At 36.5% G+C, this 12792-nt stretch carries 12 protein-coding genes; 5 read left to right on the forward strand and 7 right to left on the reverse strand.

Annotated elements, in window-relative coordinates; all coding sequences use genetic code 11:
• The first annotated feature begins 18 nt into the window (after positions 1-18).
• Entirely contained in the window at positions 19-663 is a 645-nt protein-coding gene (locus LS65_RS07490; protein ID WP_034362977.1) for a GyrI-like domain-containing protein, read from the forward strand.
• Between the two features lie 242 nt (positions 664-905).
• On the opposite strand, the gene LS65_RS07495 is transcribed toward LS65_RS07490, so the two are convergent.
• The 4 genes from LS65_RS07495 to LS65_RS09810 form a co-directional block, all read right to left on the reverse strand.
• Positions 906-3173: a TonB-dependent receptor gene (locus tag LS65_RS07495; protein ID WP_138129823.1), complete on the reverse strand. Its 2268-nt coding sequence runs from the start codon at positions 3171-3173 to the stop codon at positions 906-908.
• A gap of 291 nt (positions 3174-3464) precedes the next feature.
• Positions 3465-4040: a hypothetical protein gene (locus LS65_RS07500; RefSeq protein WP_138129824.1), complete on the reverse strand. Its 576-nt coding sequence runs from the start codon at positions 4038-4040 to the stop codon at positions 3465-3467.
• Between the two features lie 75 nt (positions 4041-4115).
• A complete protein-coding gene (locus LS65_RS07505; RefSeq protein WP_034362973.1) occupies positions 4116-6152 on the reverse strand; it encodes a TonB-dependent receptor domain-containing protein in 2037 nt (678 codons plus the stop codon).
• Positions 6128-6271: a hypothetical protein gene (locus LS65_RS09810; protein WP_161976262.1), complete on the reverse strand. Its 144-nt coding sequence runs from the start codon at positions 6269-6271 to the stop codon at positions 6128-6130. The genes LS65_RS07505 and LS65_RS09810 overlap by 25 nt, the downstream gene beginning before the upstream one ends.
• Before the next feature lie 257 nt (positions 6272-6528).
• On the opposite strand from LS65_RS09810, the gene LS65_RS07510 reads away from it, so the two are divergent.
• The gene (locus tag LS65_RS07510) at positions 6529-7080 is read left to right on the forward strand and encodes a YceI family protein (protein WP_034362971.1); all 552 of its coding nucleotides are present in this window, start codon (positions 6529-6531) and stop codon (positions 7078-7080) included.
• A 355-nt stretch (positions 7081-7435) separates the two neighbouring features.
• Here LS65_RS07510 and LS65_RS07515 read toward each other — a convergent pair whose 3' ends face one another.
• Genes LS65_RS07515 through petA form a run of 3 tightly spaced genes read right to left on the reverse strand, consistent with a single transcriptional unit; the run spans position 7436 to position 10289 of the window.
• The gene (locus LS65_RS07515; RefSeq protein ID WP_034362969.1) at positions 7436-8539 is read right to left on the reverse strand and encodes a c-type cytochrome; all 1104 of its coding nucleotides are present in this window, start codon (positions 8537-8539) and stop codon (positions 7436-7438) included.
• A 1-nt stretch (position 8540) separates the two neighbouring features.
• Complete coding sequence (locus LS65_RS07520) at positions 8541-9770, reverse strand: cytochrome b (protein ID WP_034362968.1); 1230 nt, start codon at positions 9768-9770, stop codon at positions 8541-8543.
• A 9-nt stretch (positions 9771-9779) separates the two neighbouring features.
• Positions 9780-10289: a ubiquinol-cytochrome c reductase iron-sulfur subunit gene (gene petA, locus LS65_RS07525; RefSeq protein ID WP_034362967.1), complete on the reverse strand. Its 510-nt coding sequence runs from the start codon at positions 10287-10289 to the stop codon at positions 9780-9782.
• Positions 10290-10489: 200 nt separating this feature from the next.
• On the opposite strand from petA, the gene LS65_RS07530 reads away from it, so the two are divergent.
• The 3 genes from LS65_RS07530 to bcp are packed head-to-tail and all read left to right on the forward strand — an operon-like array spanning position 10490 to position 12791.
• The gene (locus LS65_RS07530) at positions 10490-11356 is read left to right on the forward strand and encodes an NAD+ synthase (RefSeq protein WP_268903710.1); all 867 of its coding nucleotides are present in this window, start codon (positions 10490-10492) and stop codon (positions 11354-11356) included.
• A gap of 33 nt (positions 11357-11389) precedes the next feature.
• A complete protein-coding gene (locus tag LS65_RS07535; protein WP_034362965.1) occupies positions 11390-12295 on the forward strand; it encodes a tetraacyldisaccharide 4'-kinase in 906 nt (301 codons plus the stop codon).
• A gap of 37 nt (positions 12296-12332) precedes the next feature.
• Positions 12333-12791, forward strand: coding sequence for a thioredoxin-dependent thiol peroxidase (gene bcp / locus LS65_RS07540; RefSeq protein ID WP_034362964.1), 459 nt, complete (start codon positions 12333-12335; stop codon positions 12789-12791).
• The last annotated feature ends 1 nt before the right edge of the window (position 12792 follow it).

The following is a 12792-nucleotide window of genomic DNA, read 5'->3' on the forward strand; positions in this document are numbered from 1 at the left end:
GAATAAAAGGTTTTCGTAATGCCACCAAAAAAATCCGCAAGTGCAAAATTTGATTTTAAAAAAGTGTATAAAGACTGCTACGCGCCCAAACCTACGCCCTTAAGGATTTTTGTGCCAATGCTTTCTTTTATCGTTGTGCAAGGGGCAGGGAATCCAAATGAGAGCGCGTATCAAAAGGCATTGCAAACTCTCTATGCCCTCTCTTATACACTCAAGATGAGTAAGCAAACAAAAAACTTAAAAGACTATATGGAATATGTCGTGCCTCCGCTAGAGAGCCTTTGGTGGGGCAATGAGAATTTGAGTGATAAAGCAAATTTCAAATGGCAAGCGATGATTGCCCAGCCTGATTTTATCACGCAAGAACTCTTTGAATGGGCACAAAAGGAAGTGCAAGGCAAAAAGGGCATTGATTGCGCAAAGGCACGATTACTACGTTTTGAAGAGGGGCAATGTGTGCAAATACTACATATCGGCTCGTATGATGAGGAACCACAAAGTCTTGCAAAGTTAGAAGATTTTATCGTGCGGACTGGTTTGCAAAACGACACAAGCAAAGACAATCCCATAAGGGCACACCACGAAATCTATTTGAGCAATCCAAACAAAACTCCCGCGCATAAGCTTAAAACGATTTTACGCATTCCTGTGCGAGAAGTGTGAGGTAAAAACACAAAGAGAAAGCACGAGAGTGAAAGGCTGAAAATCGCGGCAAATTAAGCTTTTGGCACAAGCGGGAATGAATAATAAACAAATGAAAGCGCACTACACAAAATTATTCCCGACACTAAAAAGGTGGCAAAGGAATTAAGGAATCTAAATTTTAGGCAATCTTAAAATATTGATAAAGTCCCTCTATTTAGTATTATTTCAAGTAATTTTTAAATCTATACCATAAGAGAAAGCTAGAATTTATATCGTGCCTCTGCATAGACACTTGCTCCCGCCACACGATAAAAATCATAATAGCGATTGTTTGTTATATTAAAAAAGCTAAGTGAGGTATCTAAGCCCATTTTCCAAGTATAACCAATCTTTGCATTAAAGGTAAATTGACTTTCATAATAGCCATAGGTGTTGCCAAGAGGCTTAGAGTTTGCATCATCATTATAGAATGCAGGAGCATAATACGCCCAAAGCGAACTATACAATCCATAATTTGGCAGATAATTGAGAGCTATATTTGCCATATGCTTTGGCACACCAACAAGCTGTTTCCCCACTGATTGTGGTCTTGCTGTATTCTCTAGCACTTTAGCCATAAGTAATGTATAGTTTGTCTCAACACTTAAATCTCGCCAAAGAGGAATAAGCGCACTCAATTCAATTCCATTAATGCGCCCTTTTCCTGCGTTGATATATCGCCACGGGTCAGCTTGACTTCCACCACCAGAGCGATAAATCATATCTTTGCTTTCAAGTTGAAAATAATATAAGCTCCCTATAATATATGATGTGCGAATCTCTGCACCTATATCAAAACTAAGCGCACTCTCTTTTTTCAAATTTGGATTCAGTGCCCAATAGTTACTTGCGTGCGTAAATTGATACATATCGCGCATTGTAGGCATTCTAAAGCCTGTGCCTATACTTGATTTAATAAGCAATGCCTTTATAGGTGCGTAGCTTAAGCTAAATTTTGGGCTAAATATAGATTCATAATTTTCTATATTATCTTGACTTGTGTGAGGTGTTACAAGGTTATTTACCATATAGCCATTGAAATTACGCCAATAATCATATCTCCCTCCTAGATTTGTGGCTAGGTTATCTAGCCATTGTGCTTCCCAATTCACATAAGCAGAACCAACAAAGGCTTTATTTCCAAATTTACGGCGAGTGTCTGCCCTCGTGCTGTTTTCAAGCCAATTTGACATATTCCTTTGCTCTTGTGTGTAAGTGTAGTAGCGAAACTGCGCACCTAATGAGAGTTTATGTCTATTAGATACATCTGTTTGATAGATAATATCTAAATAATTAGAACTTGAATCTGTATCTTGTGTGGTTCCAGCTCCTCCATAGCGATTTGCACTCCCTTGAGCTGCATCTTGCCAAATACTCATAAGATTCATAGAAGAAAGTGCGACTTTTAAAATAGAATCTTCAAAAGAGTGCATATAGGTGAGATTGCCATAGAGATGTGAATATCGCCCTATACCGCCAAGCCCAGAACCGACAAAATAATCAATAGAATTGCCCCCACTTGTGATGAGGTGTGTAGGATTTCCATTATTGTCTCTCAAATAACTCACAAAGTTTTTGAATCTATAATCATAACTGCTAAAGCCCACCATTGCGTTTATTGCATCTGTATCACTTATATCATACTCAAGCTTAAAGCGTGTATCATAGATATTATAATCCCTATCTCCACCTGTGCCGATGATTGTCTGTCCTGCTTTATCCACATAATAGCCGCTTATATTACTATCACTTTGTGCAGTATTATCTCCTTTGGCAAAGTAAGTAGGAAAGCTTGAATATCCATCACTGCCTTTATAGCCAAAATTAAATTTCACGCGCAATCTCTTGTCTAAAAACACATTGCCCACGCTACCATAAAACTTGAAAAGATTTTTATCAGCTACATTTTTTGCCAATTCTGTGCCATAGCCTACTATCGCTTGAGATTCAAAGTCTTTTGGCATAGCTGTAATAAAGTTTATCACCCCGCCAATTGCACCTGTTCCATAAAGACTTGAATACGAGCCTCTAGCAATCTCTACACGCGCAATGTCTTCTAAGAATATTTGATTAATAATGCGATTTTCTCCCTCCAAATCGCTTAAAATCATTCCATCAAGCATAAGCAGCGTGCCATAATTAATTCCACGAATTTTAATCTTTGGGCGCGGATTGAAGCTTACATCGTTATCAATCCTTACACCCGCAGTCTTTTTGAGAATATCGCTGATTTTTGTATTTGGAGATTTTTGAATCTCTTTAGATTCTATAACTGAAATATTACCTGGGATATTTACTACATCTGTCTCTAGTGGTGAGCCTGTAACAATAGAGTGTTTCAAAGTATGAATGGGGTAAATATCACTCTGTGCAAAGACAGAATCTTCCTTACCAAAACTCACATTTACTAGCATACTCCCAAATGCAATAATAATCCCTACTTTGCATAGACTACCCCTTGCTATATTAATAGCATAAATCTTGCACATCTTTTATTCCTCCTTAAAATTATATTACTAAAATATAATAAATAATATCTTAGTAATACTTATATAAAAATTATATGTAAAAAAAAGTATAATTTTCTTATGCAAGATATTTATTTTTTATTGCTTGGGCTAAGGTAAAAACTTTTATTTTCTAAATTAGATAAACACAAATTATAGAGGAGAATACATACAAAATAAAATATGTCAAAATTAAAGTAATGGATTTATCCATTTCGGGTGGAATAGATAAACCATAATTGGAGAAAAGCTTACTTAGTGGTAAGAGTGTGCTTAAATACTGAAATAAACAGCAAGTATAGTAACAACTAATCCTATGCCTAAAACACCAAAAGCACTCTTGCGTTTGCCTTTGCAAAATGAAGTCATAATGAGTCCAGAGAGATAAAAAAGTATCATAGATAGCCCAAAACACACAGCGATAAAATCAAAAAATGTGAATTTAAAGCCGCCAAGCTCAAACTTGCTCCCGCCACTTTTGTGCATCATCATTAATACCCCATAGAGATTCCTATCGACAGAGCGCAAAATTGGTCTATCGCGTTTATCTTTTGTGAGAGCCACGCTATATTTGATATTTCCCATAGTTGCTTGTCCTTTCATTTCACGCACTTGGGTATTTGAAGGGACTTTGAGATTATGCTCTTTGAGGATTTTGAGAATAAAGTCTTGTTCTTCACCCTTTTGAGGCAAATTTTCAAGAGGTATTTCTATGATAGTAGCACCAGAATTTTGGCGAATCTCAAAGATATAAAGTGCTCCTGTGATAGCATAAATTAATGCCGCAGGTAAAAAAAACAAACTTAAATATAAGTGAATTTGCATCCATAATTTGCGATGAAGTTTCATTGAAAGCCCTCCTAATAAGATTCTAATATATATTCTCACAATCTTATCTAAAAAGTGTGAGTTATATGTGAAGTATTAAAAATCTGCCCTAAAACTCACCCAATAATTTCTGCTTGGCAAGATTCTTTGATAGGCATTTTGCGCACTTTGACTGCCTCTATTTGTATAGGGTATATAATCCATAAAATACACATCAAAGAGATTATTTACTGCTAGAGTGAGCGCATAATGTTTAGCAAATTTATAAGTTGCCGCAACATCTACAAGCTGATAATCTTTGTAATACTGCCCTACAATTTGACGCACATTGGTTCGCGCATTGCTCCCTGCATAAGGTGTAGGTGTTTTGTATTTCCCACTCCAACGCACATACATATTGAAGTTTTTATAAGTATAGCTTGGCTTAATGGTGAAATTATGACGCGGGATAGAATTAACAGATTCGCCTTTACCTGCTCCACTTAAAGCCTCTGTATAGGTGAATCCATAGCTAGTATCAAGTCCAAAGCCATTAATAGGCTTAAGTGTGAAACTTGCTTCTACGCCGCTCACTAAGGATTTATCGATATTGCGATAATAAGAGCAAGTTGTATTTGCAGGGCAAGTGATATTAATTTCAGACATATATGTCCCTGTTGGTAAGCCACTAAGTGTTTCAATTTGATTATGGAAGTCTGTGTAGTAACCCGTTAAAATAAACATTGCTGGGTCAAAATCAAGAATAGCACTTAGCTCATAATTTAGACTTTGCTCAGGCTTGAGGTTTGGATTCCCATAGGTATTGGTCGTTTGTCCATTATTTGAAACTTCTGCATAGCCATCTATTGTGCGAAGTAGTGGAGGCGTAAGCATACCACTTGCCACACCAGCTTTAAGTGTGAGCCAATCTGTTGGATTAAAATTCACATAAAATCGCGGATTGAGTGCAGTAGCTGATGCGTATGTATCGCTGTAATTGTAGCGCAATCCCAAAGTTGTGCTGATGTATTCATTGAAAATATATTCCCCCTCTCCAAAGAGCGCGGCTTGATTTTGATGTAAATTTCTTTTACCAAATCCATTGCCAAAGTTTCCCGCAAGATTCTCATACAGATAATACACCCCTCCATTAAAAATAAGACTTCCTGCCTTATCAAAATCAAAATTATTTGTATAAGTGCTTTGAAAGACGATATTTTGATTTGTGCGCTTATTTGCCCAATTTATAGAATCTCCTCTATCTGCACCCATTTTTACTCCTGTATGTGGAGCAATAACATTATAAGCATATTGAATATAGCTAGAGAGTTTCCCCCAGTCATAGTTCCCCTCGTAGCTAAGAATGCTATTATTTTTATAAAGTTCTTGAATAGAAGTAATGCTGTTAGAAGAGGTGTTTAAAGTCCCAAATCGCCCATTATACACTTCAGAATCTAAATAAATATAGTCTCTTGTAGTAGGTGTATAGTTAATCCGAAATCCTGCACTCCAATTTTGTGAGCCTGTGGAAGAGTGTGCAGCATATGGGTTCCCCGCAGCATTGACTACATAACTCGGATTCAAAAAAGCATTTGCTTCATTATAGCGATAAGAACCTCGCAAACTAAGAGAAAGCTTATCTTTTATAAGTGGGGTGTTTAAATAAGCATTTAGTCCATAAGCATTGCCCCATTCACCAGGCTCAAAAAACTTAGATTCTAGTTGCGCACCACTTGAGATAGTATTAAAATGTTTTTTAGTGATAATATTAATAACTCCTCCCATTGCATCAGATCCATAAATTGTAGATGCAGGTCCTCTTATCACTTCAATGCGTTCAATCATACTTGGCGGTGGCATAAATGAAGTTTGATTCCCTAAGCCATTTTGGATAAAGCCTTGTGAAGTATTTTGCCTTTTGCCATCAATAAGGATAAGCACATAAGCAGAACTAAGACCACGCATAGAAATTGTATTTTGTCCTGTTTTGTCCTGCTCGACATACACACCCGGCACATCTTGCACTGCGTCTCCAATATCTCTAAGAGGGCGAGTCATAATATCCTCTTTATTAATAATGCTTATACTTGCGGGTGCTGTTTTTATATCCTGCTCATATCCACTTGCACTTACAACAGAGCGATTAAGATTGATTGTCTTATATGCCCCCCCCCACTAGCATTTGTATCTTGTGTATAAGTCTCTAATTGGTCTGCCATTACGCTTGTAAGTCCCATACTTGCTAAGATAAACGCGTTTAAATATTCTTTCATAAAGACCCCTTTTGTTTGATAGCCTATTCTAAATAATAAGAATAGTTTTTATAAATAGATATTAATATTACATCACTTAAAAATAAATTAAAAATGAAATTTTTTACCAATATTAAATATTGAGTAAGATGAGTATCATCACATATATCCTCAATATTTTTAAAACTTTCATAGGTTTTAAGCGATATTTATATTTGATTTGTTTTGCGAAATTAGAATCAATATGCGTTAGAGCAAATTTCTTAAAGGAGTAGGTTATGAGAAAGATTTCATTTTTTGCAGCAGTTGGGCTATTGTGTGCCTCTTCACTTATGGCAGAAAGCTATGTAGTTGATGCAAGTCATTCATCTGTAGGGTTTGGCGTAAAACACATGTCTGTAAGTAATGTGAAAGGTAACTTTAATAAATTTAGCGGAACTCTTGATGTAGAGGGGAAAAAAATTACAGCACTTGAAGGCGAAGTGCAAATCTCCTCTATCAACACAAACAGCGATGGGCGAGACAAACATCTCAACGCTCCTGACTTTTTTGATTCAAAAAAATTCCCAAAAGCAACTCTCTCACTTGTCAAGCACAATGGCAAAAAGCTTGAAGCAAATATCACAATGAGAGGTATTACAAAAAAAGTCAATTTTGAAGTAGAACTTAATGGTCCTGTGAAGCACCCAAAAACAAACAAAGACATCATTGCGGTTACATTAGAAGGAAAACTTAATCGTAAAGATTTTGACATCGGCACAGATACTGCAAATGTAATGGTAAGCGATAATGTCGAAATAAAAATTGAGCTTGAAGCTTTAGCAAAATAGACTCATTACTTTTTTAGATTCTCTTACTTGAGAATCTAAACTCCTTATTTTACTTTAAATTTTTTATTGACTTTGATATTTTTAACTTCACCCTTAAAAACACAGAAATTTATTTTTAAATTCCATTCATCTTTATAACATAAACTTTTTTATATACTTCCACACCTCAAAATATTACGCGTAAATCACACATATATATTTGCAGAATCCCAAAAAACACAAGCAATAAAAACAATACCAAACATACTCCTCAAATCTTTAAAGAGGTAGGTATAACAATCTCAATTCTTGTAAATTTTATAATATAGTAAAAAGAAGAAATCTCCCCTCTTTTATTAAGAGGAGAGAAAAGAAATTAATGGACTTCACTCCAAATACGTTTTTTCCAAAGGTATGCAAGCACACTCATTATACCAAAGAATATCATTAAATAGATACCAAGAGTTTCTCGTTGTTCTTTTTTCGCATCACCAATAGATTCCAAATAAGCAACAACTCGCTCTTGCGCTTCTTCTGTCAAACCAACGCGTGGCATAGAAAGCCCAACAGGCATTACACCAAGCTCTTTGGCAAGATTGCTATAATCTCTGTCATCTTGCCAAGGACTCTTTTTGTCATTTGGTGGAAGTGTGCCTTCCTTTTGAATAATTGCATCTTGTATCGCTTTAAAAGATACTTTTTGCGGATCATTAATGAAATATTCCAAATAATGTTTGCCTTTACTACGAATCATCATTGAAAGGTCAGGTGCAGTAGAACCAAGATAAACATTAAGGCTTTCAGGTGTAGTGCGAGAAGCTACATCATCATATTTCATTGTATGACAGCGAGAACACGCATTGAGAAATACAGCTTTATTTGTAAGGTTTTCTTCAAGCGAAGCAATCTCTGTTTGTTTTTGTTCATTAGAAAGTTCTGTTTTTTCAATCGCTTCTTTTTTAGCGATAAACTCTTCAGATTCTAATACTTGCTTTTTAAGAGAAATAGAACCAACTGATTTAAGATAAGCTACAATGTCCGCAACTTCTTGATTCGTATCTTCAAGTCCAAAGTATTGTGTCATTGGGAAATCACCATTAGGAAACTTATGCGCAAGGTGAAGTGCATTCACAGGGTCAATAATAAGATTAGCTAAAAACTTCCCATCATAAATCGCGCCTGCAGTAGAAATATCTGGAGTAAAGATAGTAGCCTCTTTGTTATCACGGAAATACATTGTCATATCTGCACCAGCAATACCTGCATCATTAAGCGTATGACACGCCACACAATTTGTCTCTACAATCTCTTTACCACGAGTTGCATCACCTTTGCTTAAGTCAATATCTTGCAAATCTTTAAACTCAAAATCAGCTTTTGCCACTTCAGGGTGGAATGTCGCGTGAGCAAGAGGTTCAACACCCCAATACAACACACCTACAATGACTACAATAATTGCTAAAATTTTTATTTCTTTCATCTTAGTGTGCTCCTTTCTTTTTTTCAAGTATTGTTACGATTGGCAATGCCACAAACACAAGGAACAAGAATCCAATAGAAGCTACAAAACCAATGAAGTTATTTGCTCCTTCAGGTGGAAGCTTACCAAAGATTGTAAGAACAATCATATCAACAACAAGTAGCACAAACCATAAAAGATATCCAGGACGCTTATGAGCAGGAGCAACAACAGAGCTTCTATCAAGCCAAGGCAAGAATAAAAACGCTACTTGTGCAATACCAAAAGCCGCTAAACCAAGGTCAGCACTAAAGAAAAAGCCTCTCAATACTTCATAGCTCCACAAGAAATACCATTCAGGGTAAATGTGAGCAGGAGTTTTGAGATTGTTTGCAGGGTCAAAATTGATAGGGTCCATCGCAAAATCAAAATGGAAACATACAAGATAGAAGAATCCAATCATAAACAAGCATACTACAAAAATATCTTTTGAAAGGAATACAGGCCAGAAAGGAATAACTTTAGATTCTTTTTTCTTACCTTCCTCATATTTTTTAGCTTCAGCTTCATAATCAATATGTTCGCCATCTTCGTTATTTACGTGAGGCATTCTCAAAGTATAGAAGTGTAATCCTATAACACCAAGAATTACAATAGGAAGTAAGCACACGTGAAGCATAAAGAATCTTGTCAATGTAGAATCCGCTACTACAAAGTTACCACGCACCCATTCAACTACATCAGGTCCAATTACAGGAATACCACCAAAAAGATTTGTAATAACTGCAGCAGCCCAGTAGCTCATTTGTCCCCAAGGAAGCATATAACCACTAAATGCTTCAGCTGAAAAAAGAACAAAAATGAGCATACCACCTATCCACACCATTTCTCGCCCTTTTTTAAACGAGCCATAGTAAATTGCTACAAACATATGGATATAAATAATAAGGAATATCATACTTGCAGCCACTGCGTGAATATGTCGCCATAACCAACCAAATGCTACTTCAGTCATAATCGTATGATTTACACTATCAAAAGCAAGATTCACATCGGGTTTATAATACATTAAAAGAAAAAAACCAGATACAACAAGCAATGAAAATAGCGTAAGTAGCACAACACCCATAGCCCATAAGAAGTTGATGTTTTTTGGAATCCAATACTTAGTCATCAATACTTCTACTAATTTTCTAACAGCAAGGCGTTGGTCGAGCCAATCTACCAAACCTTCAGCTTTTTTTACTTCCATATTGTCTCCTTATGCGTTTTTAGCTTCAAGCAAGGCTTTGTATTCTTGCCCTTCTTCGCCTAGCACCATTTTTGTCCCATCAATTTTAAAAGGTGGGATATCCATAGGACGAGGTGGTGGTGTGCCAGCTTCATTTACTCCAGAAGAGTCAAATCTTCCACCGTGGCACGCACACGCAAACTCTTGTGTTCCTTGATTAAAACTAGGAATACAACCCAAATGGGTGCATATTTGAATCCCAACCGTATAAAGCGCACCATTGAGTTCAAAATCTCTCCCTTGTGTTTTTTTGCTATTAGGTAACTTTTTGAGGATATATACAGGCTTCCCCCTCCATTCCACCGTTTGAAGCACTCCTTCTTGTAGTGCGCTCAAATCAAATGTCGTAAAACCAGCCGAGACAACACTAGGCAATGGGTCCCAAGAGCGTTTCATTGCATATAAAGATGCCACAGCACCTACAGCAGCAACACCACCTAGAGCCATTCCCAGAAAATCGCGTCTTTTTGTGTCTTGCATCTTTTCTCCTTTCTTTCACCTTATCGTGAGGTTATTAAAACTCAATATCGTATGTAAAAAAAACTTAAATATTGTTTATTTAAATAAAGGTTTTTTTGTTTGTTTTAAGAGTGTGTTATAATGCGACATTTACACAAAATTTACTAAAAAATGAAAACAATATTAATAAATTAATAAATGCAAAAGAATTTTCAACTAAGATGTGTTCAAAGGACTATGATATGGATAAATTTGTGCGTGATTGCATATATTTTATACAAGATGAATTTACCAAACGCGGATTCAAAAAAGCAGTGTTGGGTTTAAGTGGCGGTATAGATTCTGCGCTTGTAGCAACCCTAGCAACCCTAGCTTTAGGCAAAGAACATCTTTGCGCCCTGCTTATGCCATCTCTTAGCTCACATCATAGTCATTTTGATGATGCTCTTTTTCTCGCCCAACATTTAGATATCAATCACAGAATTATCCAACTCGCACCTTTTCAAGAAGTCTTTGCAAAACAAGAGGGTATGGATTTAGGCGGAATACATATGAATAGGCTTGATAATGCACAAAAACAAAGAATGGGTAATTTTTGTGCAAGAATGCGTATGACATTGCTTTATGATTGTGCAAGTGCAGACAATGCCCTTGTTCTAGGCACAAGCAACAAGAGTGAGATTTTATTAGGCTATGGCACGATTTTTGGTGATTTAGCTTCTGCAATAAACCCTATTGGAAATCTCTACAAAACACAGATTTTTGCACTCTCTCGTGCATTAGAATTGCCTGAGTGCATTATCACTAAAAAACCGAGTGCGGATTTATTTGCAAATCAAAGTGATGAAACAGATTTAGGATATAGCTATGAGCGCATTGATAAATTTTTACACGCCTTTACGGATTGCGGGGGCTTAGAATCTAACACACTGAAGACACAAAATAATGTTAAAACACATTTAGCACAAGCAGGATTTGAGCAAGAAATGATAGAATCTTTAAGTGCGCGTATATGGAAAAATACCTTTAAACGCGCTATGCCTGTAATTTTTATGGGTGATTTTACACAAGATTCATACACGATATAAAGTTTAAAAATTTACTTTTTGAGAAAGGTAAGTATGCGATGGATTGACTCTTATTTTTATCAGCCAAATATGTGGCAAAAGGCTTTAAGCATTGTGCTTTTACCTTTATGCTTAATATATGGCATTGGGGCATTTTTGCGCCGTAAATGCGCGAGATTCTATGATTTTTCTCTCCCTATTATAAGTGTGGGGAATCTTATCGTTGGCGGGAGTGGCAAAACACCCTTTATCATTGAAGTAGCAAAATATTTTGATAAAGTAGCTATCATCTCAAGAGGCTATAAACGCGCATCAAAAGGACTTGTGGTGGTGAGTGAATGGGGCAAGATTCTCACCTCACAAAAAGAAGCAGGAGATGAGCCTTATTTACTTGCAAAAGAGCTACAAAATGCGAGTGTGATTGTAAGCAAAGACAGAAAACAAGCCATAGAAAAAGCCAAACAAATGGGTGCGAAAGTGATATTTTTAGATGATGGATTCCGTTTTAACTTTGCAAAACTCAATATTGTGCTTGAGCCACTTTTAAAGCCCTACTTCCCTTTCTGTTTGCCAAGCGGAATGTATCGTGAATTGCCAAGCGCATACAAAGAAGCTGATTTACTCGTGCGTGAGGGTATAGACTATAAGCGAGAAGTTCATATAGAAAATCCAACCCAAAGAATGCTCCTTTTAACAGCCATTGCCAATCCTGCACGACTTGATGAATTTTTACCTTCTGTGGTGGGCAAAATTACATTAAACGACCACGCGCGATTTGATAAGGATTTTTTACAAGAAGTGTTGCAAGCACATAATGCGACAAGTCTGCTTGTAACGAGCAAAGATGAGGTAAAGCTTTTAGACTATGACTTTACCTTAAGTGTGATGAGGCTAAAGCTCACACTTAATCCTGCTATTTTAGAGTGTATAAAAACATACATTGCGAGTTTTGAGCAATGATGCTAAAACAGAGTAAATTTATTATAAGGAGTGAAAAATGAAATTACAAAATGGCGACAAAGCACCGCAATTTAGGCTAAAAAGTGCTGATGGGACAGAAATAGCTCTACAAGACTTATTGAGCCAAAAAGTCGTAGTGTATTTCTATCCTAAGGATAACACGCCCGGCTGCACAATTGAAGCAGAAGAATTTAGTGCTTTAATAAATGATTTTGGTGCAAAAAACGCTGTGGTAGTGGGTATTAGCCCAGATAGTCCTAAATGTCATCAAAATTTTATAGACAAAAAATCACTTAAAGTATTGCTTCTAAGTGATAGTGATAAAAGTGTAGCGAGTTCCTATGGTGCGTATGGCACAAAAATGATGTATGGCAAAGAGGTGCAAGGCATTATTCGTAGCACTTTTATCATAGGCACAGATGGCATTATCACGCACTGCTTTTATAATGTCCGCGCTAAAGGGCACGCCCAAAAAGTGCTTGAAAGTATCAAATAAG

Source organism: Helicobacter japonicus (genome assembly GCF_000762845.2).
GTDB classification, from domain to species: domain Bacteria; phylum Campylobacterota; class Campylobacteria; order Campylobacterales; family Helicobacteraceae; genus Helicobacter_C; species Helicobacter_C japonicus.